The organism is Streptomyces sp. NPDC023541 (assembly GCF_055559995.1).
This window is the reverse complement of sequence record NZ_JBVHJO010000008.1, coordinates 257,161-283,689: the sequence shown is the minus strand read 5'-3', so window position 1 is coordinate 283,689 and position 26,529 is coordinate 257,161. Positions and strand designations below refer to the sequence as shown.

Sequence of the window (26,529 nt, the reverse complement as noted above, 5' to 3'; positions counted from 1 at the left end):
GCCGCCGGCCTCGGCCCCAGGCCCCGGCCCCGGTGCCCGGCCCCGGCGCCCAGCCGTCGGCGCGCTGCCACCGGCCCCGCCGCCCGCCACCGGCCCCGCCGCCCGCCACCGGCCCCGCCGCCCGCCACCGGCCCCGCCGCCCGCCGCTCGGCCCCGCCGCCCGCCACCGGCCCCGCGACCCGCCGCTCGGCCCGGCCCTCGGCGCCCGGCGCTCGGCCCCGCCGCCCGTCGCCCGGCCCCCGGCCCCGGCACCCGTCGCCCGGCCCTCGGCCCCCGGCCGCGGCGCCCCCTCGCGGGCCGGGGGCGTCAGACCAGTCGCTCGGTGACCCGGAACCGCTCCGCGATGACGGGTGTGTCGTCGTCGACCGTGAAGCCCGGGTCGCCGATCACCGTGCGCACCGGCTCGCTGTGCCAGAACTCCTCGTGTGCCGTGCGCCATTCGGCCACCGACGTGTATCCCTCCCCCTCGTCGAGGGCGTGCCCCAGTCCCACGTCGGCGAGCCGCAGCACCTCCACGGCCGTCACCTCCACCACCGCCACCCCGCGCTCGTCGGAGTCGACCAGCAGGGACCGCGTGCCGGGCTCCGGCAGCGGTTCCCGCTCCGCCTCGTACTCCGCGAGCAGGCCGGTGGTGCTGGTCTTCGCCCCGCTCAGCACGGCCGCGACCAACTGGTCGCGCAACGGGCCGGGGAAGCCCAGCAGGTACGGGGGAAGATCGCCATATGCAGTCATACGGCCACCCTACGGCGCGGCCCATGGCCGCCCGGAACGAATGCCGCCCGACCAACTGGCACGGTGGCCAGAGCAGTTGAAACCCGCCACGCAGTGGACTGGACCTTGACTCGGAGCTGCGCGTACCGCTTTGCTGTGCGTGATCACCGGAGTGCTCACCGGAGTTCCGCCCGAATCCGCCCGAGCGCCCGGCGTCCCGTCGCAACCCCCCCGGAACTCCACCGCGGTCCTGCCGCAGCCCCACCGGAGCTCCGTCACAGCACCACCGGCACGATCCCGCGGCCTTGCGGCCGAGCCACGCGCGTGCGCCCAGCGCGCGGGCGGCCGCCGCAGACCCGCGCCCCGCCCCGACCGCCGACCGCCGACCGCCGATCACCGATCGCCGACCCCTGATCACCGATCCCTGATCCCCGACCCCGATCACCGTCCGCCCGCGTCCTGGAGGGAAACCCCGCGGATGTCCCCGCCTCCGCCGCCCCTCGGCCGCGCCCGCAAGCGGGACGCCCAGCTCTTCGACCCGGCCCTCTGCGACGCCGAACTCATCGACGTGCGCTCCCAGTTCGCCCAGGGCCGCTGGGCCAGGGTGCGTTCCCTCCTCGTCGGCACCGGCGACGACTGGGACCGCCGCGGCCACCGCGTCGTCGTGCTCGCCCAAACCCCGGCGGCCACCGCCTGGGCCCGCGAATGGCTGCTCGCCGAACCGGACAGCGCCGACGCCGCCACCCTGCTCGCATGCGCCGCCGTCTTCACCGCCCTGCGCCACAAGGGCACGCCGGCCGCCGCCGAGGAGGCCTGCCGCCGGGCCGCCGCGCTGCTGCCCGACGACCCGACCCCGTGGCTCGGACTGCTCCTGCTCTCCCGCGCCTTCGGCACCGAGGAGGAGTTCAGCCGACACTTCGACCAGGTCCGGGCCCGCCACCGCGAGCACCACCACGCCCACCACCTCATGGTGGCCAAGCTGGCCGAACGCACCCTCGCCCCCGGCCAGGACCCGCTCCACGAGGTCTACGACTTCGCGGCCTGGGCCGCCGAGGAGTCCCCGGCCGACTCCCCGCTGGCCGTGCTCCCCGTCGTCGCGCACGCCGAGCGCTACCGCGTGCTCGCCGCCACGCACGGCCACACCCCCGAGACGGCCGCCGCCCACTGGGCGGGCCGCCGCGCCCGCCAGGTCCTGCGCTCCGCCTTCGACTGGTGGCTGGAGTGGGAGCGCGACGACCACCCCCGCAACCGGGTCGACCTCAACTTCCTCGCCCACGCCAAACTCTGCGAGGGCCGCCCCGCCGAGGCCGCCGCGCTCTTCCACCGCATCGGCAGCCACGCCACCCGCGCCCCCTGGTCCTATCCCGACCGGGACCCGCAGAAGGCCTTCCTCGCCGCACGCAACGTCGCGCTCGGAACCGCCTGACCCCGGACCGGACCCCACGGCCCCACCCCCACTCCGCCCCGCTCCACCCGCTCCGCCCGATCCACCCGATCCACCCCCATCCGCCCCGAAAAGAACCGCGCCCCCGAAAGGACGCCGCCATGCCGACGGGCAGATCCACCACGCTCCAGGACCCGGCCGAGATACGCACCTACAAGGGCCAGGACCGCGCGCTGCGCGCCGACCGCCTCGGCACCGCCGGTCTGCTGCTCTCCGTACTCGCCGCGAGCGCCCCCCTGATGGTGGTCGCGGGTGTCATGCCCACGACCTTCGGCCTGATGGGCGTCGTCGGCCAGCCCCTGCTCTTCGTCATCCTGGGCCTGGTCCTCGCTCTGTTCAGCGTCGGCTACGCCGAGATGAGCCGCCACGTCCACAACGCCGGCGCCTTCTACGCGTACATCGCCCGCGGCCTCGGCCCCACCGCCGGCGCGGCCGCCTCGCTCGTCGCCCTCGTCGCGTACAGCGCCATGCAGGTCGGCGTCTACGGCATCCTCGGCTTCGAGATCTCCGGCCTCTTCGCCACCTACCTGGACACCGAGCTCGCCTGGTGGATCCCCGCCCTGCTCGCGGTCGCCGTCACCGGCGCGCTCGGCTGGCTCAAGATCGACCTCAACGCCAAGGTCCTCGGCGTCCTCCTCCTGATCGAGTGCGCCCTGGTCGTCGTCTTCGACGCCGCCGCCCTCGCCAAGCCCGGACCCGAAGGCCTCTCGCTCCACGCCTTCAACCCCGAGACCCTCGGCGGAGCCGGTCTCGGCACCGCCCTGTGCTTCTGCATCGCCGCCTTCGTCGGCTTCGAGCAGTCCCCCGTGTACGCCGAGGAGACCAGCAGGCCGCACATCGTCGTCTCCCGCGTGATGTTCCTCGCGGTCGGCTTCGTCGCCCTCTTCTTCGCCTTCAGCGCCTGGGCCCTCACCGTCGCCACCGGCCCCGGCGAAGTCGTCAGGGCCGCCGGCGAAGCCGGACCCGGCCTGCTCTTCCAGCTCACCGAGTCCCGCCTCGGCACCACCTTCACCGACGTCCTGCACGTCCTCTTCGTGACCGGCATGTTCGCCGCCATGCTCAGCTTCCACAACGTCGTCGCCCGCTACGCCTTCGCCATGGGCCGCGAGGGCCTGCTCCCCGCCGCCTTCGGCCGCACCAACGCCGGCACCGGCGCCCCCGCCACCGGCTCGCTGCTCCAGACGGGCATCGCGGCCCTCGTCGTCGCCGCCTTCGCCGTCACCGACGACCTGCCGGCCGGCGACCCCACCGCGCCCGTCCTGCACCTGTTCACCTGGATGGGCAGCGTCGGCGCCCTCGGTGTGACGCTCCTCATGGCCGCCGCCTCCTTCGCCGTGATCGCCTTCTTCGTCCGCCGCGGCACCGCCGGCGCCCAGGTCTGGCGGCTCGTCGCGGCCGGAGCCTCCGGCCTCGCCCTGCTCGCCATCGCCGCCTACACCGTCAAGGACTTCGGCGTCCTCGTCGGCGCCGAGAAGGGCTCCGCCCTCAGCTGGGTCCTGCCGGGCATCATCGGCGCCGCCGTCGTCGGCGGACTGCTGTACGGGGCCCTCCTGCGCCGCCGACGCCCGGAGGTCCACGCCCGCATCGGCCTCGGCAACGAGGCCTTCCGCCTCGACCAGGCGGCCGAGGCCGCACCCCGCGACTGACCTCGCTTTCCAGGCTCTGCAGGGCCCCCGACGACCGTTTCCAAGGTCGTCGGGGGCTTCGGTGCGTAGGGGCGATTTTGGCGGCCGGCGGAGCGCCGTGGTCTCCTGGGGCGTTCAAAACACCCGGAACGCGCCACAGGGGACACCACCCAGCTCCCCTGCGACGCCTTCCCGGGCTGCCTGTCCCACCCACGAAGGCGAAGTCATACATGAGTGACCGCACCTTGACCGAGGCACCCGCCCCGGCGTCCTCCCGCCATGTCGACGCTGGTGACGAGGGCTACAGCAAGGACCTGAAGTCCCGCCACATCAACATGATCGCGATCGGCGGGGCGATAGGCACCGGCCTGTTCCTCGGAGCCGGCGGCCGCCTCGCCGGCGCCGGCCCCTCCCTCGCGATCGCCTACGCGGTGTGCGGCGTCTTCGCCTTCTTCGTGGTCCGCGCCCTCGGCGAGCTCGTCCTCTACCGGCCCTCATCCGGCGCCTTCGTCTCCTACGCCCGTGAGTTCATGGGCGAGAAGGGCGCCTACACGGCCGGCTGGCTGTACTTCCTGAACTGGTCCACGACCACCGTGGCGGACATCACGGCCGCCGCCATGTTCGCCCACTACTGGTCCGCGTTCACCGACGTGCCCCAGTGGGTCCTGGCGTTCATCGCCCTCGCCATCGTCCTCACCGCGAACCTGATCTCGGTGAAGTACTTCGGCGAGATGGAGTTCTGGTTCTCGATCGTCAAGGTCAGCGCCCTGGTGATCTTCATGGTGGTCGCCATCTACCTGGTCGCCACCAGCCACCCGATCGACGGCCACACCCCGGGCCTCGCGACGATCACCGACAACGGCGGCCTCTTCCCCTCCGGCGTGATCCCGATGCTCATGGTGGTCCAGGGCGTCGTCTTCGCGTACGCCTCCGTCGAGCTGTGCGGCGTCGCCGCGGGCGAGACCGAGAACCCCGAGAAGATCATGCCGAAGGCGATCAACTCCATCATGTGGCGCGTCGGCGTCTTCTACGTGGGCTCGGTCGTCCTGCTGGCCCTGCTGCTCCCGTACACCGCCTACTCCGCCGACCAGTCCCCGTTCGTGACCGTCTTCGACAAGCTGGGCATCCCCGGCACCGCGGGCATCATGAACCTGGTCGTCCTGACCGCCGCTCTGTCTTCGCTGAACTCGGGCCTGTACTCCACCGGCCGCATCCTGCGCTCGATGGCCCTGTCGGGCTCCGCCCCCAAGTTCACCGGCGTCATGAACAAGGGCAAGGTCCCCTACGGCGGCGTCCTGTTCACCGCCGCCTTCGGCGTCGCCGGCGTCGGCCTGAACTACTGGATGCCCGGCGAGGCCTTCGAGATCGTCCTCAACCTCGCCTCCGTCGGCATTCTCGGCACCTGGGGCATGGTCATGCTCTGCTCGCTCTTCTTCTGGCACCGTTCGAAGAACGGCCTGGTCGACCGCCCGTCCTACCGCCTGCCGTGGGCCCCCTACACCCAGATCGTGACCCTGGTCTTCCTCGCCACGGTCCTGGTCCTGATGTGGAGCGACGGCGGCGTCGGCCGCACCACGGTCATGCTCGTCCCGGTCATCGCCGCCGCCCTCGTGGGCGGCTGGTTCCTGGTCCGCGGCCGAGTCGCCACCCTGTCCGCATCCCGCGACTGACGCCCCACGAGACCCCTCGCGCCGCTCCGGCGCGGGGGCCTCGCCGCTGCCGGACGGGCATCGCGCCCGGGTTTCCGGCCCCGCGCCCCGTAGACGCACGAAAGGCCGGTCAGGATGTCTCCTGACCGGCCTTTGCCGTGGTGTCCGAGGGGGGACTTGAACCCCCACGCCCGATAAAGGGCACTAGCACCTCAAGCTAGCGCGTCTGCCATTCCGCCACCCGGACCGGGTGTGTGTCTCGCGTCCCTCGCGGGCCGTTGCGACGAGCGAAACACTACCAAACATTCCGGGGCCGCCGCCGCGCGCCCGGCGGCGCCGTGCGGCCGCCTCCGGGAACGAAGAAGGACCCCGCCGAAGCGAGGTCCTTCCGTTGGTGTCCGAGGGGGGACTTGAACCCCCACGCCCGATAAAGGGCACTAGCACCTCAAGCTAGCGCGTCTGCCATTCCGCCACCCGGACCGGGTGTCTGCCGTACGTCCCTCGCGGGCCGTTGCGACGTGGAAAACACTACCAAACGGCAGGAGGTCCTCGATCACACCCCCCGACGGCCGGGGATCGCCCTTGGGGAGAGCGGCCCGGAGCGCGAGGATGGGAATGTTCGGTACTGAGTGGATCAGTGGGAGGAAGCAGCGTGAGCGAGTCGAGCGCGGGCAGGACCGTCTCCGGCGAGGACGAGGTCGTCGACCTCTGCCGGGACCTCATCCGGATCGACACCAGCAACTACGGGGACCACTCGGGCCCCGGGGAGCGCAAGGCGGCGGAGTGGGTCGCCGAGAAGCTCGCCGAGGTCGGGCTGGAGCCGCAGATCTTCGAATCGCACAAGGGCCGCGCCTCGACGGTGGCGCGGATCGAGGGCGAGGACCCCTCACGGCCCGCGCTGCTGATCCACGGGCACACCGACGTGGTGCCGGCGAACGCCGCGGACTGGACGTACGACCCGTTCGCGGGCGAGATCGCCGACGGATGCCTGTGGGGCCGCGGCGCCGTCGACATGAAGGACATGGACGCGATGACGCTGGCCGTCGTCCGCGACCGGATGCGCAGCGGCCGCAAGCCCCCGCGGGACATCGTGCTGGCCTTCCTCGCCGACGAGGAGGCGGGCGGCATCTACGGGGCCCGGTACCTCGTCGACAAGCACCCGGGTCTGTTCGAGGGCGTCACCGAAGCAATCGGCGAGGTCGGCGGTTTCTCCTTCACCGTGAACGAGAACCTCCGGCTCTACCTCGTGGAGACCGCCCAGAAGGGCATGCACTGGATGCGGCTCACGGTGGAGGGCACCGCGGGCCACGGCTCCATGACCAACAACGACAACGCCATCACGGAGCTGTGCGAGGCCGTGGGCCGACTCGGCCGCCACCAGTGGCCGGTGCGCGTGACCAAGACCGTACGGTCCTTCCTGGACGAGCTCTCGGACGCGCTGGGCACCCCTCTGGACCCGGACAACATGGACGCCACGCTCGCCAAGCTCGGCGGCATCGCCAAGATGGTCGGCGCGACCCTGCGCAACTCGGCCGCCCCGACGATGCTCGGCGCCGGCTACAAGGTCAACGTCATCCCGGGCCAGGCGACGGCCCACGTCGACGGCCGCTTCCTGCCGGGCTACGAGGACGAGTTCTTCGCCGACCTGGACCGCATCCTCGGCCCCCGCGTGAAGCGCGAGGACGTGCACGGCGACAAGGCTCTGGAGACGGACTTCGACGGCCGGCTGGTCGAGGCCATGCAGGGCGCCCTGAAGGCGGAGGACCCGATCGCGCGGGCGGTGCCGTACATGCTCTCGGGCGGCACGGACGCCAAGTCATTCGACGACCTCGGCATCCGCTGCTTCGGCTTCGCGCCGCTGCAGCTGCCGCCGGAGCTGGACTTCGCCGGGATGTTCCACGGCGTGGACGAGCGGGTGCCGGTGGAAGGACTGAAGTTCGGGGCGCGGGTGCTCGACCGATTCATCGACAACGCCTGACATTCGAGAAGGTGTGCGCATTCCACTGAGAAGAGTGAATGCACTCATACGCTCGTAGCCCTGGTGATCCCTCCTCGTTACAGGTGGTGCGGTCCGCGGCTGGGACCGCACTTTGCCTACTAGGAGGAACAATGCTCAAGAAGGTTGTCGCCGCTGCGGCTGCTACCGGTGGTCTGGTTCTCGCGGGTGCGGGTCTGGCCGTCGCCGACGCGGGTGCCCAGGGTGCGGCCATCGGCTCCCCCGGTGTCCTGTCCGGCAACGTCGTCCAGGTCCCGGTCCACATCCCGGTCAACGTCTGCGGTAACACCGTGAACATCGTCGGCCTGCTGAACCCGGCCTTCGGCAACACCTGCGTCAACGCCTGACGCATCTGAAGTCTTCGGCCCCGGAGCGCATTCCAGCGCTCCGGGGCCACCGGGCTTTTCCGGCCCGGAACCACTTATCGGCGTACCAGGCGGGGGAGTCTGGGCGGCCGGCCTCCGAGCGCCGGCCGACACGTACACACCAGGGGACGAGTACAGATGCGACGACCGGCACAGGTCACCAGGAAGACCCTGATCACCATGGCTGCCGCGGGGGGTGTCCTCGCGCTGGGCGGGGGCTACGCACACGCGGACTCAGCCGCTACAGGGCATGCGAAGAACTCTCCGGGCCTGCTGTCCGGGAACACCGTGCAGGCGCCCGTGGACGCGCCGGTGAACGTCTGCGGGAACACGGTGACGGTGGTGGGAGGCCTCAACCCGGCCTTCGGCAACCACTGCGCCAACGCCTCGGGCCACGGCAACCCCGGCCAGCCGGGCAACCCCGGCCATCCCGGCAACCCCGGCCAGCCGGGCAACCCCGGCGACGATGAACCCTGCGACGACCACCCGGGCAACCCCGGGAACCCCGGGAACCCCGGCACGCCCGGCAACCCCGGCAACCCCGGGAACCCCGGCAACCCCGGGAACCCCGGCACGCCCGGCAACCCCGGCACGCCCGGCACGCCCGGCAACCCCGGCACTCCGGGTAACCCCGGTACCCCGGGCAGCCCCGGCACTCCGGGTAACCCGGGTACCCCCGGCAACCCCGGAACCCCGGGTACCCCCGGCAACCCGGCCAACCCGGGTACGGGTTCCGTCACCCCCGTCACGCACCCCGGCACGGGAAGCGGCACCGAGGCGCACCCCGGCCTCGCCGCGACCGGCGCCGGTGACGTCCTGACCGCCGGCCTCCCGATCGCGGGTGGCCTGCTGCTGGCCGGCACCGTGCTCTACCGGCGTTCCAGGAACGCCGCCTGACGGTCGCTCACGACGCGGGCCCCGCCCCCGGGGCCCGCGTTCACCAGGTCGCGCGGACCTGGCGGATGATCCGGCGGCGCAGCCGCACGCGGCGGCTGCCGTCCCGGTGCAGGCTCAGCCGGTCGATCTCCCAGTTTCCGTACTCGGCATGGTCGGTCAGCAGGCGGGTCGCCTCCTTGCGAGGGACGCCGCGGGGCACGTACACGTCGACGAATTCGTATTCCGGCATCGCATCTATTGTGCGGGCAGAGCCCTGCTACGGATAGCGTCTGCTCTATGTCTGATGCCGCTCTGCCCACTGTTGCCGAGGTCCGCGCCGCCGCCGAGGCGGTCAAGGCCGCGCTCGACCGCCACCTCGCCGCGGTCGAGCGCAGGATCGGGGACGAGGATCCGGACGTCTACGCCGCCTTCAACGAACTCGCCGCCGCCGCCGAGGAATACGACGAGCTCCTCTACGACCGCTACGACGAGGTCACGCCCTTCGAGATCCCGACGCCCGAGGACGGTGTCCCGTACACCGGTCCCGCTGAACCGGCCGCCTTCAGCGTGCTCATCCGCCGCGACTACGCCGTCGCCGAACCGGCGCGGCTGATCGCGCAGGCGGAACGGGTCGCCGCACACGACCGGGACGCCGACTTCGTCCACGACGGAGGCACCGCCGACGCCCTCGGCGTCCTCTTCGGGGAGTACGAGCCCGACGAGATCGCCTCCCGGTACAAGGACTTCGGACTGGAGGAGGGCGACTCCACGCTCTGGGTCGCCGCCTCGGAGGACATGGCGGAACCGGGGGAGTGGCTGGGCTCGCCCTTCGGGCACATCGACCCGCAGGACGTGCTGCACCGGTTCGACGTCAGCTCCGTCTTCGACGAGGAGGCCGACGAGTTCGACGACGCCGAGGACGTCGACGACGCCCAGGAGGAGGACGAAACCACCCGGCCGGGCCTTACTCCCGCCTGACCCCCGACCCCCGACCCCCGACCCCTGACGCATGCCGGCACCGCGGCCTCCCGCCCTTCGTGGCGGGAGGCCGCGGCCGTCTACTGCTCCGGCTGTTCGCCCGCCGCCGCGAGCGCCTTCAGCAGAGCCGCCAGTCGCGTCGTACGCGGCTTCGGCAGTACCTCGGCGACCGCGCGCGGCAGTGCCTGGTCGACGCCGTGCACCACCGACAGGTGCCGCTCGGCCCGCCCGAACGCCGTGTAGACCCAGTCCCGCGACAGGGCTTGCGCCGCGTCGCCCGGCAGTACGACCACGACCGCCGGCCAGCGCGCTCCGACCGCCTGGTGCGCCGTCACCGCCCAGCCGTGCCGGACCTGGGACTCGACCAGGTCCTTCGGTACGACGATCCGCACTCCCGCGCGGTCCAGGTGCAGCCCCTGGGCGTCGGCCGACACCACACGGGCCGGAAGCGCCCGCCCCGGGGAGGGGACGTGGACCACCCGGTCACCGGGGTCGAAGCCGCCGAACCGGCCCGGGCCGGGATTGAGTCGCTCCTTGAGCGCGGCGTTCAGCGCCCGCGTTCCCGCGGACCCGCCGTGCCCCGGGGTGATCACCTGCACGCTGTCCGCCGGGATCCCGAAGGCCCGCGGCACCGACTCCGCCACCAGCTGCACCGCGCGGTGCACGGCCTCCCCGGCGTCCTGCACCGGGACGATCACGACCTCCTTGCCGGGGGCGTCGACCTGGTTCAGCTCCCCGATCCCCACGCCGGAGACGAGCTCGCCGACGGGCCCCGGGTCCGGGGTGCGGGAGACCAGCTGGGGGCAGGTACGCGCTGCCAGTACATCGGCGAACACTCGGCCCGCGCCCGCGGAGCCGAGCACTCCGGGGTCTCCGGACAGGACCAGCCGGGTCCCGTCCGCCATGCCCTCGACCAGCGCGGCGGCGCTCTCCACGTCCAGCTGCGGCGCGTCCAGCACGACCAGCAGGTCCAGTGCGAACTGCCCGTCCGCGTCCCGCCCGGGCCCTTCCTGGCCGGACAGCAGCTCCGCCACCGTCACCGCATCCGGGCCGCCGGGGGCGTGCGCGGCCACGCAGACGCGCAGGCCCAGTCCACGGGCCGCCGCGGCCAGTGCGAGCGGTTCGGCCCGGGCGGCCTCGCCACCCGTATGAGTGACCAGACCATGGCCGGCGACCGCGCGGATCAGCTCGGCGGAGGACCGGTCCGGCGCGGCCGCGGCGGCCTGCTCCCAGTCCGCCGGGTCGCCGAAGGTGCCGGCCAGCCGGGCCAGGCCGTCGGCCAGGCTCTCCTCGGCCATCGCGGCGCCCTCCAGGCCCACGAGGATCCGTACGGGCTGCTCCTCGCCCTCCTCCACCGGCGGGCCGAGGGGCTCGTGGAAGACCAGTACCGAGGCCTCCGCGACGGCCTGCTCCAGCGCCTCGGCCGGATCCGGCACGCCGTACTGGGCCAGGGCCTTCTCCAGGACCGGAACCTCCAGCGCGGTGTGCCCCTTCAGACCCGCCCGGGCCAGCAGCCAGCCCACCAGGACGGCCGTGCGGCGCTCGTCCCCGGGACCGGCCCCCGCGCCCAGCAGGGCGCGGGCGAAGCCGTCCGCCTGCGTCGGACGCACGGCGGGGACCGCCAGCAGGCGCCACGGGTTCTGCGAGAGCTCCTGCGCGGCGCCGTCACCGAGGGCCGCCGCGACGGGTCCCGCCAGCGACTCGGGCGCACCGCCGCGGGCCAGGACGGCCCGTACGCCGTCGACGGCGTCGGCGGAGGGTGCGACGGGCGCGGCCGCCGGAGCCGGGGCGGCGGCGGGACGTGGCGCCTGGGGAGCGGGGGCCGCCTTGCGGGGGGCGGCCGGTGCGTCGTCGAAGTAGGCGGCGGAGGGCTTCGCGCCGCCCTCCACCGCCCGTACGGCGGCCAGGAGGTCGGCGGCCTTCCCGCTGAGCTTCGCGCCTGCTTCGACGGGTCCTTCGCGTTCGGCCTTGCGCCGGGCGATCCGCTCCCGCTCGATCTTCTGCGCGGCCAGTTCGGCCTGGGCCTCGCTGAGCCCGCCGCCTGCGGCGGGCTCGGCCCCGGCCGTGTCGGCGGCTGCCGCGGGAGCCTGCGCACCGGGCTCGGAGGTTGGCCCTGCGGGGCTTTCCCCCACGCCGCCCCTTCCCGAAACCGGTGGCTCCGCCCCCGGACCCCCGTCACCGGCCGGGGCGTCCACCGGGGGCTCCGCTCCCTGGTCTCCGTGCCCGGCGGGGGCGTCCGCGGCCGGCTCCGCGCCCGAGTCACCGTCAGCGGCGGGCTCCGCGTCCGCGTCCTCGGGCCCGGCGGGGGCGGTCATGGGGGGCTCTGTCCCCGGACCCACGTCACCGGCCGGCCCGTCGGCTTCGCCGTGGGGTGCGGCGGAGCCTGCCTCGGGCTCGGGCTCGGGCTCGCGCTCGCCCGGCTCGGTCTGCGCCGGCCGGCCGTCCTCGACGTGCGGCGCGGCCCGCTCGGCGTCGGGCCCGCTCAGGGCCTCCGCGGCAGCGGTGGCGGCTTCGGCCTGACGGTCCGTACTCACAGCGTGCTCCAGTCCTGATCGGGATAGCGGTGCTCCGGCGCCGACACGTCGTCCAGCGCCCGGCAGATCTCCTCCGGAAGACTAAGCGCCTCCACCGACAACGCCGCCGCGAGCTGAGCCGACGTCCGCGCGCCGACGATCGGCGCGACCACACCCGGCCGGTCCCGGATCCACGCCAGCGCCACCTGGAGCGGGGTCACGGCCAGGCCCTGGGCCGCCGTCACCACCGCGTCCACGATCCGGCCCGCCGCGTCGTCGAGGTACGGCTCCACCAGCGCGGCCAGGGACTCCGAGGCGCCCCGCGAGTCGGCCGGGGTGCCGTCCCGGTACTTGCCGGTCAGCACCCCGCGGCCCAGCGGGGAGGACGGCAGCAGACCGACCCCCAGATCCAGCGCGGCCGGCAGCACCTCCCGTTCCACCCCGCGCTGGAGCAGCGAGTACTCCATCTGCGTCGAGGCGATCCGGGTCCGACCCCGGGGGCCGCGAGCTGCCAGGTGGCCGCCTTCGCCAGCTGCCAGCCGCAGAAGCCCGCCACCCCCGCGTACCGGGCCCGGCCGCTGCTCACCGCCAGGTCCAGGGCCTGCAGCGTCTCCTCCACCGGCGTCGCCGGATCGAAGGCGTGGACCTGCCACAGGTCGACGTGGTCGGTGCCCAGCCGGTCCAGCGAGTCGTCCAGGGCCGCGAGCAGATGTCCGCGCGAGCCGTCGAAGCGCCGGTCCGGGTCCGGGACGCTGCCCGCCTTCGTCGCGATCACCAGGTCCCGGCGCGGGACGAGCCCGCCCACCAGCCGCCCGAGGAGGTACTCCGCCTCACCGCCGCCGTAGACGTCGGCGGTGTCGACGAGGGTGCCGCCCGCCTCCCAGAACGCCTTCACCTGTTCGGCGGCGGCTTCCTCGCCGGTGTCGCGGCCCCAGGTGAGGGTGCCGAGGCCGATCCGGGAGACGCGCAGTCCGGTGCGGCCGAGATGCCTCTGCTCCATGAGCGCTGAGACTACTGGGGCGCTGACGTGGAGGACCCGGGCGCGCTACAGTCCCCGCACACCAACGTTACTGATCGGTACACCGGTAAGGGGACGAACATGCGGCTCGGCATCAATCTCGGTTACTGGGGGGCGGGCATGGACGCCGACAACCTCGCCGTCGCCCAGGAGGCCGACCGCCTCGGCTACGACGTCTGCTGGGCGGCGGAGGCCTACGGCTCGGACGCCCCGACCGTCCTGGCCTGGGTCGCCGCCCAGACCGAGCGCATCGACGTCGGCTCGGCGATCCTCCAGATCCCCGCCCGGCAGCCCGCCATGACCGCGATGACCGCAGCCACCCTCGACTCGCTCACCAAGGGCCGCTTCCGGCTCGGCCTCGGCGTCTCCGGCCCCCAGGTCTCCGAGGGATGGTACGGCGTCAAGTTCGACAAGCCGCTCGCCCGCACCCGTGAGTACGTGGAGATCGTCCGCAAGGCCATGTCCCGCGAGCGGCTGAGTTACGAGGGCGAGCACTGGACCCTCCCGCTGCCGGGCGGCCCGGGCAAGCCGATCAAGCTGACCGTGCACCCCGAGCGCGAGCACATTCCGCTCTACATCGCCGCCATCGGGCCCAAGAACCTGGAGCAGACCGGCGAGATCGCCGACGGCGCCCTGCTGATCTTCCCGGCCGCCGAGCACCTGGAGGCCACCGCGCTCGCCCACATCCGGGCGGGCCGCGAGAAGGCCGGACTGACGATGGACGGCTTCGACGTCTGCCCGACGGTGCCGCTGGCCCTCGGCGACGACGTGACGGCCCTCGCCGACATGTTCCGCCCCTACACCGCCCTGTACGTGGGCGGCATGGGCAGCCGGAAGCAGAACTTCTACAACCAGCTGGCCCAGCGCATGGGCTACGAGAAGGAAGCCGCCGAGATCCAGGACAAGTACCTGGCCGGCGACAAGGACGGCGCGGCCGAGGCCGTCCCGCACTCGCTGATCGACTCGACGACGCTGCTCGGCCCGGTCGAGCGGATCGCCGACGGGATGCGGGCCTACGCGGAGGCCGGGGTCACCACCCTCACGCTGGCGCCGGCCGGTTTCACCCTGGACGAGCGGATCGCCGCCCTGCGCGCCGGCACCGAGGCCATGGAGCTCGCGGGCCTCGCCTGAGCCGGAGGCCGGACGGGCGGGGCCGGACGCCGCCTGAAAGCTCTGCGGCCGTGGTGGGGGCTCGGGGGGTCTTCCCCGCCACGGCCGACACAGCCAACAACGCGCCGGACGTCCAAGGGTTACGCACCCCGGCCCGACCGGCGGTTCGTTCATTCGGACGAGTAGTGCCACCTCTCGGTTGCCCCGCCCCCGGACCGGCGTTTGACTCGTTGCATGCTTTCTGCCCGCAGCCTGTTTCAGGAGATCGTCGACAACGACGACTCCTTCCAGCTGTTCTGCTCCATCGCCGCCAGCGGGGAAGCCCAGGGCGGCTGGGAGAACGCCCGTATCGCGGCCCTGGTCCCGGACGGCATGCGCGACCTCGCGCCCAAGATCACCCGGCACGGCGCCGACGAGGACAAGCACGGCCGGATCTTCCACGCCCTGCTCCGCCAACGCGGCCTGGAAACCGTCCCCGTACCGCCCGAGACCGACTACACGATGCTGCTCGAACGCCGCGGCATCGGACTCGCCCACGACAAGCTGCGCGGCCAGGAGCCGCTGAGCGAGGAGGACATCGTCGTCTACCTCGCGCACAGCCGCGTCACCGAACAGCGCGCCGCCGACCAGATGGACATGCTGGTCAAGCACTTCGGCGACCACCCCGTGGTGGGCAAGGCCATCCACATGATCAGCAACGACGAGGACAGCCACCTCGCCTACTGCCACGAGGAACTGCTGCGCCTGGCCCGCGCCGGCCACGGCCGGACCATCCACCGGGTACTGCGCGAGAGCGCCCTCGCCGAGATCGCCGTGTACCGCGACGTGAGCCTCGCCGTCATGGACCACATGGGACGGCTGCTGCACTGGCCCGCGCCGAAGGCCGCCCTGCTGGCCGCCGGGATCCGCGCGATGTACGGGTACGAGCGCTTCAGCGGCTGGCACCGGATGGTCGACCTGCGGATGCCCGAGCGGCGCAACGCCCTCGGCGGCGCATCCGCCACCGCCCCCGAGTTCGCGTAGCGGGGGGCCTCAGAGCCAGCCCCGGCGCTTGAACAGCCGGTGCAGGCCCAGACAGGTGCCCGCCATGAGCACGAGCACCCCCGGATAGCCCCACCACCGGTGGAGCTCGGGCATGTGCTCGAAGTTCATGCCGTAGATCCCCGCGACCATCGTCGGCACCGCCGCGATCGCCGCCCAGGCCGAGATCTTCCGTACGTCGTCGTTCTGCCGCAGCCCCGTCTGGGCGAGGTGCGCGGCCAGCGCGTCCGACAGCAGCCGGTCCAGGCCCTCGATGTACTCGCTCGCCTTGGTCAGGTGGTCGGCGACGTCGCGGAAGAACGGCCGGGCGTGCTCGTGGACGAAGGGGACCTGCCCGAAGGCGAGCCGGTCCATCGGCGCCAGCAGCGGGTTCGTCGCCCGCCGGAACTCCAGCACCTGCCGCTTGAAGCCGTAGATGCGGGCCGCGGTGTTCTTGGTGTCCGAGGCGTTCGGGGCGAAGACCTCCGCCTCCAGCTCCTCCAGGTCCGACTGGAGTTCGGCCGCCACCTCGATGTAGTGGTCCACCACCGCGTCGCTCACCGCGTACAGCACCGCCGTCGGGCCGTGCCGCAGCACGTCCGGCTCCTGCTCCAGCCGGTGGCGTACGGCGGCCAGCGGGGCCCCCTCGCCGTGCCGGACCGTGACGACGAACGAATCGCCTATGAACACCATCAGCTCGCCCGCGGTCACGGTGTCCGTGGCCTCGTCGTAGACCACCGGCTTCAGCACGACGAACAGCGAGTCGTCGTACACCTCCAGCTTGGGGCGCTGGTGGGCGTTGAGCGCGTCCTCCACTGCCAGCGGGTGCAGGCCGAACTCCCGGCGGACGTGATCGAACTCCGCCTCCGTCGGCTCGTAGGTGCCGATCCAGAGGAAGGCGTCACCGCTCGCCCGGGCCTCGTCCAGGGCGTCGGAGAAGTCCTCCGGACCCTTGGCACGGCGACCGTCCCGATAAATCGCGCAGTCGACAATCACGCCGAACATTGTCCCCCGCCGCCGAGGCCCCCGCACCCCTCCCGCACCGCCTACGCTGGCCCCCATGGCCACGCTGATCCTCGTACGACACGGGCGGTCCACCGCCAACACCGCAGGGCTGCTCGCCGGATGGACCCCCGGCGTGGCCCTCGACGAGCGCGGCGCCGAGCAGGCCGCCGCGCTCCCCGGACGGCTCGCGGGCGTGCCGCTCGCCGCCGCCGTCACCAGCCCCCTGCAGCGCTGCCGGGAGACCCTCGCACCCCTGCTGGCCGCGAGGCCCGAGCTGGAACTGCACACGGACGAGCGGATCGGCGAGTGCCACTACGGCGACTGGTCCGGGCGCAAACTCTCAGAACTGTCCGAAGAACCGCTGATGAAGATCGTGCAACAGCACCCGTCGGCGGCCGCCTTCCCCGGCGGCGAGTCCATGCGGGCCATGCAGGCGCGCGCCGTGGACGCCGTACGCGACTGGAACGCGCGGATCGAGGAGCGGGACGGCAGCGACGCCGTCTTCCTGATGTGCTCGCACGGCGACATCATCAAGTCCCTTGTCGCCGACGCCCTGGGCATGCACCTGGACCTCTTCCAGCGCATCCACGTCGACCCCTGCTCGGTGACGGCGATCCGCTACACGCAGACCCGGCCGTTCGTGTTCCGGCTGGGCGACACCGGGGACTTCGGCTCGCTCGTACGGCGGCCGGCCGCGCCCGAGCCGGTCGCCTCGGACAAGGACGCCGAGGACTCCGGGAACGCGGTCGTGGGAGGCGGCGCGGGCGCGGCGTGATCGCAGGGCGCAGTAGGGTGGACGGGCCCACACAAGGGCGCAGACCGGCCCCCGCCGCCGAGACTTGGAGACTGGACGTGCCCCGTCAGGTGTTCCTCTACGACCCGCCGGACCGCTTCGTGGCCGGCACGGTCGGCTTGCCGGGACGCCGTACGTTCTTCCTGCAGGCCTCCGCCGGCCCCCGCGTCACCAGCGTCTCCCTGGAGAAGACCCAGGTCGCCGCACTCGCCGAGCGGATGGACGAGCTGCTGGACGAGGTCGTGCGGCGGACCGGCGGAAACGCCCCGGTCCCGGCCATGGCCCCCGCGGAGGCCGCCGACACCGCCCCGCTGGACGTCCCCGTCGAGGAGGAGTTCCGCGTCGGCACCATGGCCCTGGCCTGGGACGGCGAGGAACAGCGGATGATCGTCGAGGCCCAGGCCCTGGTGGAGCTGGACGCCGAGTCCGACGAGGACCTCGCCGAGGCGGAGGAGAGGCTGCTCCAGGACGAGGAGAACGGCCCGCCGATGCTGCGGGTCCGCCTCACCGGCGCCCAGGCGCGCGCCTTCGCCAAGCGCGCCCTGGACGTGGTCAACGCCGGCCGCCCGCCGTGTCCGCTGTGCAGTCTGCCGCTGGACCCGGAGGGACACGTGTGCCCGCGCCAGAACGGCTACCGGCGCCAGGCGTGACCGGCCAGGGGGACATGGAGGAACTGCTCGCCAAGGGCGAGCTGACCGTCGTCGGCCGGATCCGGGAGGCGTCCAACGCGGTGCTGCTGTGCACCGTCACGTACGACGGCGCGAGCACCGACTGCGTCTACAAGCCGGTCAAGGGCGAACGGCCGCTGTGGGACTTCCCCGACGGCAGCCTCGCCCAGCGGGAGGTCGCCGCCTACCTGGTCTCCGAGGCCACCGGATGGGGCCTGGTGCCCGCCACCGTGCTGCGCGACGGGCCCTACGGCGAGGGCATGGTCCAGCAGTGGATCGAAGCCCGGCAGCCGCAGGGCGACTCCCCGGAGGACGGGCTCCTCGCCCTCGTCGACGGCGAGGAGGCCGGTGAGGGCTGGAAGCCCGTGGCCTTCGCCGAGGTGGGAGAGGGCCGCACCGCCCTGCTCGTCCACGCCGACGACCCCAGGCTGCGCCGGCTCTCCGTCCTCGACGCCGTGATCAACAACGGTGACCGCAAGGGCGGGCACCTGCTGCCCGCTCCCGACGGACGGATCTACGGCATCGACCACGGAGTGACCTTCCACACCGAGGACAAGCTGCGCACCCTGCTGTGGGGCTGGGCGGGGGAGCCGCTGACGCACGAGGCCCGCCGGGCGCTCACCGCGCTGGCCGCGGAACTGGCCGAGGGAGCCCCCCTCGCCACCCGGCTGGCCGAACTGATCACGGCGGCCGAGCTGGCCGCCGCACGGGAGCGGGTGGCGCACATGCTGCGCACCGGAACGCACCCCCAGCCGTCCGGGCAGTGGCCGGCGATCCCCTGGCCACCGGTCTGAACCGGCCACCGGCCATACGCACAGAACCGGCCAGACCGCAAGAGTGCCGATCAAGACAACAGTGCAGGTCCAGTTCGTTTCCGGAACATCCGTCCGGTTAGGCTCGACACATGCATGCCTGGCCCGCTTCTGAGGTCCCCGCCCTTCCCGGTAAGGGCCGCGACCTCCAGATCCACGACACCGCGACCCAGGGGACGATCACCCTCGCCCCCGGTCCCGTCGCCCGTATCTACGTCTGCGGCATCACCCCGTACGACGCGACCCACATCGGTCACGCGGCGACCTACAACGCGTTCGACCTCGTACAGCGCGTGTGGCTCGACACCAAGCGGCAGGTCCACTACGTCCAGAACGTCACCGACGTCGACGACCCGCTCCTGGAGCGGGCGCTGCGCGACGGCCACGACTGGACCGAGCTGGCCGAGCGCGAGACCGCGCTCTTCCGTGAGGACATGACGGCCCTGAGGATGCTGCCGCCGCAGCACTACATCGGAGCCGTCGAGGCCATACCCGGCATCGTGCCGCTGGTCGAGCGGCTGCGGGACGCGGGCGCCGCGTACGAGCTGGAGGGCGACGTCTACTTCTCGGTGGAGTCCGACCCGCACTTCGGCGGCGTCTCCCGCCTCGACGCCGAGGCGATGCGCCTGCTCTCGGCGGAGCGGGGCGGCGACCCCGAGCGCCCGGGGAAGAAGAACCCACTGGACCCGATGCTGTGGATGGCGGCTCGCCCGGGCGAGCCGAGCTGGGACGGCGGCTCGCTGGGCCGCGGCCGGCCGGGCTGGCACATCGAGTGCGTCGCGATCGCCCTGGACCACCTGGGCATGGGCTTCGACATCCAGGGCGGCGGCTCCGACCTCGCCTTCCCGCACCACGAGATGGGCGCGTCGCACGCGCAGGCGCTGACGGGCGAGTTCCCGATGGCCAAGGCGTACGTCCACGCCGGCATGGTCGCCCTGCACGGCGAGAAGATGTCGAAGTCGAAGGGCAACCTCGTCTTCGTCTCGGCGCTGCGCCGCGCCGGCGTGGACCCGGCGGCGATCCGCCTGGCCCTGCTCTCGCACCACTACCGGGCCGACTGGGAGTGGACGGACGCCGTCCTCGACGAGGCCGTGGCCCGGCTGGAGCGGTGGCGCGCGGCGGTCTCCCGGCCGGACGGCATCGCGGCGGACGCGGTCCTCGAAGAAGTCCGCGAGGCCTTGGCGAACGACCTGGACGCCCCTGCGGCGCTCGCGGCCGTGGACCGCTGGGTGGAGCTCCAGAACGCCACCGACGGCGACGACGAGTCGGCCCCCGGCCTGGTCTCCCGCACCGTGGACGCCCTGCTGGGCGTGGCCCTGTAGCCGCCGCGGCCCTGGCGCCGATGCCCCCGGCCCCACCCGGGCCGGGGGCATCGCCCTGTCCGGGCGCGCAGGTCCGGGCCGCCGCTGGCGCGGAGCCGTCCCCTACCCGCCCTTCCACCGCTCCGAGGGCTCTCCTGGACCCGGTCCTTCTGAAACGCCGGACGGGCTGGGAGAACCAGCCCCGCCGGAGTTCGAGGCGCGGGGTGCGGGGCGGAGCCCCACCCGGCCGGGCGCAGCCCGGGGTGCTTGCGCCGCGGCGCCGCGCGGGTCACGCTTCCGGGGTGTCGTCCCCCTGCTCCTCCGCCGGATCGGCGGGCGCCTCCTCCCCCGCGGGGTCCGGCTTCCGCTTCGGCGGACGCGTCAGACCGCTCGACGTGTCCCGCAGGTACGAGCCGTCACCCGGATCCGCCGCCGGGCCCGCCGCAGGGTCACGCCGCCGCAAGTACCGCTCGAACTCCCGGGCGATCGCGTCACCCGACGCCTCCGGCAGGTCGGCGGTGTCGCGCGCCTCCTCCAGCGTCTGGACGTACTCCGCCACCTCGCTGTCCTCGGCGGCCAGTTGGTCCACGCCCAGCTGCCACGCGCGCGCGTCCTCCGGCAGCTCGCCCAGCGGGATCCTGATGTCGATCAGGTCCTCCAGCCGGTTCAGCAGGGCCAGCGTCGCCTTCGGGTTCGGCGGCTGCGACACGTAGTGCGGCACGGCCGCCCACAGCGACACCGCGGGCACGCCCGCATGCGTACAGGCCTCCTGGAGGATGCCCACGATGCCCGTGGGGCCCTCGTACTTGGTCTCCTCCAGGTCCATCGTCCGCGCCAGGTCCGCGTCCGAGGTGACCCCGCTCACCGGCACCGGCCGGGTGTGCGGCGTGTCCCCGAGCAGGGCGCCCAGGATGACCACCATCTCCACGCCCAGCTCGTGCGCGAAGCCCAGGATCTCGTTGCAGAACGACCGCCACCGCATGGACGGTTCGATCCCGCGCACCAGCACCAGGTCGCGCGGCTTGGCGCCGCCGATGCGGACCACCGAGAGCCGGGTCGTCGGCCACGTGATCTTACGTACCCCGTTGTCCAGCCACACCGTGGGCCGGTTGACCTGGAAGTCGTAGTAGTCCTCGGCGTCCAGAGCCGCGAAGACCTCGCCCTTCCACTCCCGGTCCAGGTGTGCGACCGCACCGGAGGCCGCGTCACCCGCGTCGTTCCAGCCCTCGAACGCGGCCACCATGACCGGGTCGATCAGCTCGGGCACGCCCTCAAGCTCGATCACCCAGGTCTCCTTCCGAAGTTCCTTGCGTACGTGGGTCAGCCTATGCCTTGAGGGGACACCGGCCACAGCCCACGACAGAGGGGCGGTTCCCCTCGGAACCGCCCCTCTTCCCCACCTGCGTGAGAGCTATGCCTTGCGTGCCAGCATCTCCTCGACACGGGCCCGGACGGCGTCGTCGTCCAGGCCGCGGATCGTCACCGTCGTGCGGCGGCGCAGCACGTCGTCGACCGTCTCGGCCCACTCGTTGTCACGGGCGTAGGCGACCTGCGCCCAGATCTCCGGACCGTCCGGGTGGATGCGCTCGGCCAGCGCCGGGTCCTCGTTCGCGATGCGCGCGATGTCGAAGGCCAGCGAGCCGTAGTGCGAGGCCAGGTGGCGGGCAGTCAGCGGGTCCATCCGCGAGCCGGGCTCACGGTCCACCAGCAGCCGGTGCGCGACCGCGTTCGGGTTGGCGACACCCGGCAGCGCGATCCGGCGTACGAGGGACTTCACGGGCTCCATGTCCTCGGTCAGCGGGCTGCCCGGGAGCTTGGCCAGCTTGTCCATGACGACGCGGCCGATGTGGCGGTACGTGGTCCACTTGCCGCCGGCGACCGACAGCATGCCGCCCGCGCCCTCGGAGACGACGGTCTCGCGCTTGGCCTTCTCCACGCCGCCGGGGCCGCCGGGCAGCACGCGCAGGCCGGCGAAGGCGTACGTCATCAGCGAGCGGTCGAGGTCGGCGTCCTTCACCGAGAAGGCCGCCTCGTCCAGGATCTGCTGGATGTCGGACTCGGTGGCGCGCACGTCCGCCGGGTCGCCCTCGTACACCTCGTCGGTGGTGCCGAGCAGCAGCTGGTCCTCCCACGGGAGTGCGAAGGTGATGCGGTACTTGTCGATCGGGGTGGCCATGGCGGCCTTCCACGGCGACTTGCGCTTCATGACGATGTGCGCGCCCTTGGAGAGGCGGATCGACGGCATCGAGTGCTTGTCCTCCATGCGCCGCAGGTGGTCCACCCACGGGCCGGTGGCGTTGAGCACGACGCGGGCGTCGATCCCGAACTCGGTGCCGTCCAGGCGGTCCTTGAGCTCGGCGCCGGTGACCCGGCCGTGCGTCTTGCGCAGCCCGGTGACCTCGGCGTGGTTGAGGACGACCGCCCCCGACTCGACGGCCGCGCGGACCGTCATGACGGCGACGCGGGAGTCGTTCATCTGGTGGTCGTAGTAGACCGCGACGGCCTTGAGGTTGTCGGTCTTCAGACCGGGGTTGTCGGCGACGGCACGGGCCGGGGATATGACCTTGCCCATGCCGTCGCCGAAGGCCGAGAGGGCGGAGTAGGCGAAGACGCCCGCGCCCAGCTTGGCCGCACCCACCGGACCGCCCTTGTAGACCGGCAGGTAGAAGGTGAGCGGGTTGACCAGGTGCGGGGCCACGTCCTTGGCCAGCACCCGCCGCTCGTGGTGGTTCTCCGCGACCAGCTTGACCGCGCCGGTCTGCAGGTAGCGCAGGCCGCCGTGGACGAGCTTGGAGGAAGCCGAGGAGGTGGCGCCGGCGAAGTCGCCGGCGTCCACCATGGCAACCCGCAGACCCGACTGCGCGGCGTGCCAGGCCACCGAGGTGCCCAGGATTCCACCACCGATGACCAGCAGGTCGTACGTGGCCTTCGCCAGCTGCTCACGGGTCTCGGCACGGCTCGCGTTCGCGCCGGCGGTCGGGTGCGTACCCAGGGCGGGGACGCTCTGCAGGGTGCTCATATCTCTTTCAGCTCCTCGTCGATTGACTCAGCTGGTGCGGTCAGCTGCCGTCTTCGTCGTCGACCCAGCCCATGGACCGCTCCACGGCCTTGAGCCAGCTCTTGTACTCGCGGTCCCGCTGCTCGGCGGGCATCCGCGGGGTCCACTCCGCCGCGCGGCGCCAGTTGGCGCGCAGGGCGTCGGTGTCGGGCCAGAAGCCGACGGCCAGGCCGGCGGCGTAGGCGGCGCCGAGGCAGGTGGTCTCGGCGACCATCGGGCGCACCACGGGGGCGTCCAGGAAGTCCGAGAGCGTCTGCATCAGCAGGTTGTTGGAGGTCATGCCGCCGTCGACCTTGAGGGCGGCGAGCTCGACGCCCGAGTCCTTGGTCATGGCGTCGGTGATCTCGCGGGTCTGCCAGGCGGTGGCCTCCAGGACGGCACGGGCGATGTGCGCCTTGGTGACGTACCGGGTGAGGCCGGCGATCACACCGCGGGCGTCGGAGCGCCAGTACGGGGCGAACAGGCCGGAGAAGGCCGGTACGAAGTAGGCGCCGCCGTTGTCCTCGACGGAGGAGGCCAGCGTCTCGATCTCGGCCGCGGACTTGATCAGGCCCATCTGGTCGCGCATCCACTGGACGAGCGAGCCGGTGACGGCGATGGAGCCCTCCAGGGCGTAGACCGGCTTCTGGTCGCCGATCTGGTAGCCGACCGTGGTCAGCAGGCCGCTGTAGGAGTTGATGATCTTGTCGCCGGTGTTCATCAGCATGAACGTTCCGGTGCCGTACGTGGACTTCGCCTCGCCCTCGGCGAAACAGGTCTGGCCGAACAGGGCGGCCTGCTGGTCACCGAGCGCCGAGGCGACCGGGACGCCGGCGAGGACGCCGTCCTTGACGTGGCCGTAGACCTCGGCGGAGGACTTGATCTCGGGGAGCACGTTGAGCGGGACGCCCATCGACTCCGCGATCTTCTCGTCCCAGGCGAGGGTGTGCAGGTTCATGAGCATGGTGCGCGAGGCGTTGGTGACGTCGGTGACGTGCGCTCCGCCCTGGGCGCCGCCCGTGAGGTTCCAGATGACCCACGAGTCCATGGTGCCGAAGAGGATGTCGCCGGCCTCGGCGCGCTCGCGCAGGCCCTCGACGTTGTCGAGCAGCCAGCGGACCTTGGGGCCCGCGAAGTAGCTCGCCAGGGGCAGGCCGGTCTCGCGGCGGAAGCGGTCCTGGCCGACGTTGCGGCCGAGCTCCTTGCACAGGGTGTCGGTGCGGGTGTCCTGCCAGACCAGCGCGTTGTGGACGGGCTCGCCGGTGTGGCGGTCCCACATCAGGGTGGTTTCGCGCTGGTTGGTGATGCCGATCGCCTTGACGTCCGCGGCGGTGATCTCGGCCTTGGCGATGGCGCCGGCGACGACCTCCTGGACGTTGGTCCAGATCTCGGTGGCGTCGTGCTCCACCCAGCCCGGCTTCGGGAAGATCTGCTCGTGCTCCTTCTGGTCGACGGCGACGATGCGGCCGTCGCGGTCGAAGACGATGCAGCGGGAGGAGGTGGTGCCCTGGTCGATCGCGGCGATGAAGGGGCCGGTGCTGCTGGTCATGATGGCTGCTCCTGGCAGGTCTGGTGAGTAGGCGGAATCAGGAGTGCGGTGCGGATCTTACGAGCGCGGCAGATGCTGATCAGGCGAACGCGATGTTGTAAAGACCGCCGGCGAGCACGGCACCGACGAGCGGGCCGACCACCGGGATCCAGGAGTATCCCCAGTCGGAGCCGCCCTTGTTGGGCAGCGGCAGCAGGGCGTGGACTATTCGGGGGCCGAGGTCGCGGACCGGGTTGATGGCGTAGCCGGTCGGGCCGCCCAGCGAGAGGCCGATGCCGACGACCACGAAGGACGTGATCAGGACACCGATGACACCGAGGCCCTTGCCGCCGTCCTGGAGGCCCTGGGTGAGGATCGCCAGGATCAGCACGGCGGTGCCGATGATCTCGGTCGCGAGGTTCTGCACGACGTTGCGGATCTCGGGGCCCGTGGAGAAGACGCCGAGCACCGGGCCGGCCACGTCGTGCGGGTGCGGGTCCTCCGGGCCGAGCTTGGCGTCGCGGATGTGCTCGGGGTCGGAGAGGTGCACGCGGAACTGGCCGTAGTAGGTCACCCACATCAGCACCGCGCCGAGCATGGCGCCCAGCAGCTGGCCGGCGAAGTAGACGGGCGTGTCGCCCCACTCGCCGGTCTTGACGGCGAGGCCGACGGTGACGGCCGGGTTGAGGTGCGCGCCGGAGAGCGGTGCGGACACGTAGGCCGCGATCAGTACGGCGAAGCCCCAGCCGAAGGTGATGGCGAGCCAGCCCGCGTTGCGGGCCTTGGAGCTCTTGAGTGTCACTGCGGCGCAGACGCCACCGCCGAGCAGAGTGAGCAGGGCGGTACCGATGGTCTCGCCGATGAAGATGTCGGAGCTGGACACCCGCGACTCCTTACGTACGTCCAGGGGTGGGCGGAACCCGGGTCCCTCCGGTGGTTCCGCGCACTCGGTGAGTGCTGCACCGGTCCTTGGCCTTGCCGCATCCTAGCGCGTATTGCCGTTAGGTGTTCGACAATGCCGACCGGTGAACGGCAGTTTTCCGCCCAGGTGAAGAATGCGTCAAGGGTCGGGCAGGCCAATGTGTCGGATCGTTACCAGCACGTGCGATCAGCCAAATCCGGCCATCTCAAGGTCGAGTTATGGCGAAAAATAGGCAGAAGGGGGCCAGGTGATGGCCGGGGCCTGTTAAAGGGAGGTCAGAACCGGCCTGCGCCGAGATCGCGTGAAACCGCGCGCGCACAGTCCCTCACCGAGGCGACGAGGGTCGCGCGGGGCTCCCCGGACTCGCCGCAGACCCGCTCCACGGCGCCCGCGACCGCCACCGCGCCCACCGGCATCCGGCGGCGGTCGTGGATCGGCGCCGCCACCGAGGCGACGCCCTCCCAGGTCTCCTCGACGTCGGCGGCCCAGCCGCGCGCCCGGGTCAGGCCCAGGATCTCCTCGAAGCCGACCGCGTCCGTGACCGTACGGGGGGTGAAGGGGTCCCGCTCCACTTCCATCGCCTGGGAGTGCGCGACCGGGTCGTACGCCGACAGCACCTTGCCCAGCGCGGTCGAGTGCAGCGGCTGCATGGCCCCGACCTCCAGCACCTGGCGGCTGTCGTCGGGCCGGAACACGTGGTGCATGATCAGCACCCCGCTCTGGTGCAGCACGCCCACGTACACGCTCTCGCCGCTCGCCCTGGCCAGGTCGTCCGTCCACACCAGGGCGCGGGCGCGCAGCTCGTGCACGTCCAGATAGCTGTTGCCCAGGCGCAGCAGCTCGGCGCCCAGCTGGTAGCGCCCGGAGGCCGGATCCTGCTCCACGAAGCCCTCGGCCTGCAAGGTGCGCAGGATGCCGTGGGCCGTGCCCTTGGCCAGGCCCAGCGAGGACGCCACGTCCGAGAGCCCCAGCCGGCGCTCGCCGCCCGCCAGGAGTCGCAGCATCGCAGCGGCTCGTTCGAGCGACTGGATGTTCCGTGCCATCGCGCAGCCTCCTGCTGACCTTCGGTATCACTGACCATCTTGACGTGGTTCGACAATGCTGAACAGTATCGGTCGATGCCGACCTCGCGCACCGTAGGAGATCTGTTCGCCGTAC

22 protein-coding genes, 2 tRNA genes and 1 pseudogene are annotated in these 26,529 nt (G+C 72.4%); 13 read left to right on the top strand and 12 right to left on the bottom strand.

Annotation, left to right across the window (positions count from 1 at the left end; translation table 11 throughout):
- Window positions 1–306 precede the first annotated feature (306 nt).
- Window positions 307–732, bottom strand: coding sequence for an ASCH domain-containing protein (locus ACZ3X1_RS22055; RefSeq protein ID WP_362625757.1), 426 nt, complete (start codon window positions 730–732; stop codon window positions 307–309).
- A gap of 457 nt (window positions 733–1,189) precedes the next feature.
- Here ACZ3X1_RS22055 and ACZ3X1_RS22050 point away from each other — a divergent pair, with 457 nt between their 5' ends.
- The 3 genes from ACZ3X1_RS22050 (at window position 1,190) to ACZ3X1_RS22040 (ending at window position 5,450) form a co-directional block, all read left to right on the top strand.
- Window positions 1,190–2,137: a hypothetical protein gene (locus ACZ3X1_RS22050; RefSeq protein ID WP_356810860.1), complete on the top strand. Its 948-nt coding sequence runs from the start codon at window positions 1,190–1,192 to the stop codon at window positions 2,135–2,137.
- 119 nt (window positions 2,138–2,256) lie between these two features.
- The gene (locus ACZ3X1_RS22045) at window positions 2,257–3,801 is read left to right on the top strand and encodes an APC family permease (protein ID WP_467280681.1); all 1,545 of its coding nucleotides are present in this window, start codon (window positions 2,257–2,259) and stop codon (window positions 3,799–3,801) included.
- A 209-nt stretch (window positions 3,802–4,010) separates the two neighbouring features.
- Complete coding sequence (locus tag ACZ3X1_RS22040; protein ID WP_362625763.1) at window positions 4,011–5,450, top strand: amino acid permease; 1,440 nt, start codon at window positions 4,011–4,013, stop codon at window positions 5,448–5,450.
- A 138-nt stretch (window positions 5,451–5,588) separates the two neighbouring features.
- On the opposite strand, the gene ACZ3X1_RS22035 is transcribed toward ACZ3X1_RS22040, so the two are convergent.
- Both ACZ3X1_RS22035 and ACZ3X1_RS22030 read right to left on the bottom strand, forming a co-directional pair.
- A tRNA-Leu gene (locus tag ACZ3X1_RS22035) sits at window positions 5,589–5,676 on the bottom strand.
- Between the two features lie 145 nt (window positions 5,677–5,821).
- Window positions 5,822–5,909 (bottom strand) — tRNA-Leu (locus ACZ3X1_RS22030).
- Window positions 5,910–6,081: 172 nt separating this feature from the next.
- Here ACZ3X1_RS22030 and ACZ3X1_RS22025 point away from each other — a divergent pair.
- The 3 genes from ACZ3X1_RS22025 to ACZ3X1_RS22015 all read left to right on the top strand — a co-directional run bounded on the left by ACZ3X1_RS22025 (window position 6,082) and on the right by ACZ3X1_RS22015 (window position 8,687).
- Window positions 6,082–7,407, top strand: coding sequence for a M20/M25/M40 family metallo-hydrolase (locus ACZ3X1_RS22025; RefSeq protein ID WP_390079202.1), 1,326 nt, complete (start codon window positions 6,082–6,084; stop codon window positions 7,405–7,407).
- Window positions 7,408–7,538: 131 nt separating this feature from the next.
- Window positions 7,539–7,772, top strand: a complete 234-nt coding sequence (gene chpH, locus ACZ3X1_RS22020) for a chaplin ChpH (RefSeq protein ID WP_356810866.1) — start codon at window positions 7,539–7,541, stop codon at window positions 7,770–7,772.
- Between the two features lie 156 nt (window positions 7,773–7,928).
- Window positions 7,929–8,687, top strand: coding sequence for a chaplin (locus tag ACZ3X1_RS22015; RefSeq protein WP_467280680.1), 759 nt, complete (start codon window positions 7,929–7,931; stop codon window positions 8,685–8,687).
- A 40-nt stretch (window positions 8,688–8,727) separates the two neighbouring features.
- On the opposite strand, the gene ACZ3X1_RS22010 is transcribed toward ACZ3X1_RS22015, so the two are convergent.
- Window positions 8,728–8,916: a DUF5703 family protein gene (locus ACZ3X1_RS22010; RefSeq protein WP_030037337.1), complete on the bottom strand. Its 189-nt coding sequence runs from the start codon at window positions 8,914–8,916 to the stop codon at window positions 8,728–8,730.
- Window positions 8,917–8,963: 47 nt separating this feature from the next.
- Between ACZ3X1_RS22010 and ACZ3X1_RS22005 the strand changes: the two genes are divergently transcribed.
- A complete protein-coding gene (locus tag ACZ3X1_RS22005) occupies window positions 8,964–9,644 on the top strand; it encodes a hypothetical protein (RefSeq protein ID WP_467280679.1) in 681 nt (226 codons plus the stop codon).
- Between the two features lie 80 nt (window positions 9,645–9,724).
- Here the strand turns inward: ACZ3X1_RS22005 and ACZ3X1_RS22000 are convergent, their stop codons facing one another.
- A complete protein-coding gene (locus tag ACZ3X1_RS22000; RefSeq protein ID WP_467280743.1) occupies window positions 9,725–11,959 on the bottom strand; it encodes a helix-hairpin-helix domain-containing protein in 2,235 nt (744 codons plus the stop codon).
- A 215-nt stretch (window positions 11,960–12,174) separates the two neighbouring features.
- Window positions 12,175–13,157 (bottom strand): annotated as a pseudogene (locus tag ACZ3X1_RS21995) (aldo/keto reductase).
- A 99-nt stretch (window positions 13,158–13,256) separates the two neighbouring features.
- Between ACZ3X1_RS21995 and ACZ3X1_RS21990 the strand changes: the two are divergent.
- Window positions 13,257–14,306 (top strand): LLM class F420-dependent oxidoreductase, encoded by a 1,050-nt coding sequence (locus tag ACZ3X1_RS21990; RefSeq protein ID WP_356810870.1) that lies wholly within the window; start codon window positions 13,257–13,259, stop codon window positions 14,304–14,306.
- Window positions 14,307–14,519: 213 nt separating this feature from the next.
- Entirely contained in the window at window positions 14,520–15,308 is a 789-nt protein-coding gene (locus ACZ3X1_RS21985; protein ID WP_356810871.1) for a ferritin-like domain-containing protein, read from the top strand.
- Window positions 15,309–15,317: 9 nt separating this feature from the next.
- On the opposite strand, the gene ACZ3X1_RS21980 is transcribed toward ACZ3X1_RS21985, so the two are convergent.
- Complete coding sequence (locus ACZ3X1_RS21980) at window positions 15,318–16,310, bottom strand: magnesium and cobalt transport protein CorA (RefSeq protein WP_356810872.1); 993 nt, start codon at window positions 16,308–16,310, stop codon at window positions 15,318–15,320.
- A gap of 55 nt (window positions 16,311–16,365) precedes the next feature.
- Between ACZ3X1_RS21980 and ACZ3X1_RS21975 the strand changes: the two genes are divergently transcribed.
- From ACZ3X1_RS21975 to mshC, 4 genes are all read left to right on the top strand, one after another.
- Window positions 16,366–17,085: a histidine phosphatase family protein gene (locus tag ACZ3X1_RS21975; protein ID WP_053613248.1), complete on the top strand. Its 720-nt coding sequence runs from the start codon at window positions 16,366–16,368 to the stop codon at window positions 17,083–17,085.
- Between the two features lie 77 nt (window positions 17,086–17,162).
- Window positions 17,163–17,753: a DUF3090 domain-containing protein gene (locus ACZ3X1_RS21970; RefSeq protein ID WP_030655891.1), complete on the top strand. Its 591-nt coding sequence runs from the start codon at window positions 17,163–17,165 to the stop codon at window positions 17,751–17,753.
- Window positions 17,717–18,565: an SCO1664 family protein gene (locus ACZ3X1_RS21965; RefSeq protein WP_356810873.1), complete on the top strand. Its 849-nt coding sequence runs from the start codon at window positions 17,717–17,719 to the stop codon at window positions 18,563–18,565. Before ACZ3X1_RS21970 ends, ACZ3X1_RS21965 begins: the two co-directional genes overlap by 37 nt.
- Before the next feature lie 110 nt (window positions 18,566–18,675).
- Window positions 18,676–19,905 (top strand): cysteine--1-D-myo-inosityl 2-amino-2-deoxy-alpha-D-glucopyranoside ligase, encoded by a 1,230-nt coding sequence (mshC, locus tag ACZ3X1_RS21960; RefSeq protein ID WP_356810874.1) that lies wholly within the window; start codon window positions 18,676–18,678, stop codon window positions 19,903–19,905.
- Window positions 19,906–20,173: 268 nt separating this feature from the next.
- Here the strand turns inward: mshC and ACZ3X1_RS21955 are convergent, their stop codons facing one another.
- From ACZ3X1_RS21955 to ACZ3X1_RS21935, 5 genes are all read right to left on the bottom strand, one after another.
- Window positions 20,174–21,169, bottom strand: coding sequence for a PAC2 family protein (locus tag ACZ3X1_RS21955; RefSeq protein WP_356810875.1), 996 nt, complete (start codon window positions 21,167–21,169; stop codon window positions 20,174–20,176).
- Window positions 21,170–21,295: 126 nt separating this feature from the next.
- Window positions 21,296–22,903, bottom strand: coding sequence for a glycerol-3-phosphate dehydrogenase/oxidase (locus ACZ3X1_RS21950; RefSeq protein ID WP_356810876.1), 1,608 nt, complete (start codon window positions 22,901–22,903; stop codon window positions 21,296–21,298).
- Between the two features lie 40 nt (window positions 22,904–22,943).
- Window positions 22,944–24,470: a glycerol kinase GlpK gene (gene glpK / locus ACZ3X1_RS21945; RefSeq protein WP_356810877.1), complete on the bottom strand. Its 1,527-nt coding sequence runs from the start codon at window positions 24,468–24,470 to the stop codon at window positions 22,944–22,946.
- A gap of 79 nt (window positions 24,471–24,549) precedes the next feature.
- Window positions 24,550–25,332: an MIP/aquaporin family protein gene (locus ACZ3X1_RS21940; protein ID WP_356810878.1), complete on the bottom strand. Its 783-nt coding sequence runs from the start codon at window positions 25,330–25,332 to the stop codon at window positions 24,550–24,552.
- Between the two features lie 314 nt (window positions 25,333–25,646).
- Window positions 25,647–26,414: an IclR family transcriptional regulator gene (locus ACZ3X1_RS21935; protein ID WP_356810879.1), complete on the bottom strand. Its 768-nt coding sequence runs from the start codon at window positions 26,412–26,414 to the stop codon at window positions 25,647–25,649.
- Window positions 26,415–26,529: the final 115 nt, after the last annotated feature.

What these genes read in the sequence shown, in the direction of transcription:
- ACZ3X1_RS22045 (WP_467280681.1), top strand. Translation starts at nt 2,257, where the DNA reads ATGCCGACGGGCAGATCCACCACGCTCCAGGACCCGGCCGAGATACGC.
- glpK (WP_356810877.1), bottom strand. Translation starts at nt 24,470, where the DNA reads ATGACCAGCAGCACCGGCCCCTTCATCGCCGCGATCGACCAGGGCACC.
- ACZ3X1_RS21990 (WP_356810870.1), top strand. Translation starts at nt 13,257, where the DNA reads ATGCGGCTCGGCATCAATCTCGGTTACTGGGGGGCGGGCATGGACGCC.
- ACZ3X1_RS21975 (WP_053613248.1), top strand. Translation starts at nt 16,366, where the DNA reads ATGGCCACGCTGATCCTCGTACGACACGGGCGGTCCACCGCCAACACC.
- ACZ3X1_RS21935 (WP_356810879.1), bottom strand. Translation starts at nt 26,414, where the DNA reads ATGGCACGGAACATCCAGTCGCTCGAACGAGCCGCTGCGATGCTGCGA.
- ACZ3X1_RS22000 (WP_467280743.1), bottom strand. Translation starts at nt 11,959, where the DNA reads ATGACCGCCCCCGCCGGGCCCGAGGACGCGGACGCGGAGCCCGCCGCT.
- mshC (WP_356810874.1), top strand. Translation starts at nt 18,676, where the DNA reads ATGCATGCCTGGCCCGCTTCTGAGGTCCCCGCCCTTCCCGGTAAGGGC.
- ACZ3X1_RS21950 (WP_356810876.1), bottom strand. Translation starts at nt 22,903, where the DNA reads ATGAGCACCCTGCAGAGCGTCCCCGCCCTGGGTACGCACCCGACCGCC.
- ACZ3X1_RS21985 (WP_356810871.1), top strand. Translation starts at nt 14,520, where the DNA reads ATGCTTTCTGCCCGCAGCCTGTTTCAGGAGATCGTCGACAACGACGAC.
- chpH (WP_356810866.1), top strand. Translation starts at nt 7,539, where the DNA reads ATGCTCAAGAAGGTTGTCGCCGCTGCGGCTGCTACCGGTGGTCTGGTT.
- ACZ3X1_RS22040 (WP_362625763.1), top strand. Translation starts at nt 4,011, where the DNA reads ATGAGTGACCGCACCTTGACCGAGGCACCCGCCCCGGCGTCCTCCCGC.
- ACZ3X1_RS22050 (WP_356810860.1), top strand. Translation starts at nt 1,190, where the DNA reads ATGTCCCCGCCTCCGCCGCCCCTCGGCCGCGCCCGCAAGCGGGACGCC.
- ACZ3X1_RS22055 (WP_362625757.1), bottom strand. Translation starts at nt 732, where the DNA reads ATGACTGCATATGGCGATCTTCCCCCGTACCTGCTGGGCTTCCCCGGC.
- ACZ3X1_RS22005 (WP_467280679.1), top strand. Translation starts at nt 8,964, where the DNA reads ATGTCTGATGCCGCTCTGCCCACTGTTGCCGAGGTCCGCGCCGCCGCC.
- ACZ3X1_RS22010 (WP_030037337.1), bottom strand. Translation starts at nt 8,916, where the DNA reads ATGCCGGAATACGAATTCGTCGACGTGTACGTGCCCCGCGGCGTCCCT.
- ACZ3X1_RS21980 (WP_356810872.1), bottom strand. Translation starts at nt 16,310, where the DNA reads ATGTTCGGCGTGATTGTCGACTGCGCGATTTATCGGGACGGTCGCCGT.
- ACZ3X1_RS22015 (WP_467280680.1), top strand. Translation starts at nt 7,929, where the DNA reads ATGCGACGACCGGCACAGGTCACCAGGAAGACCCTGATCACCATGGCT.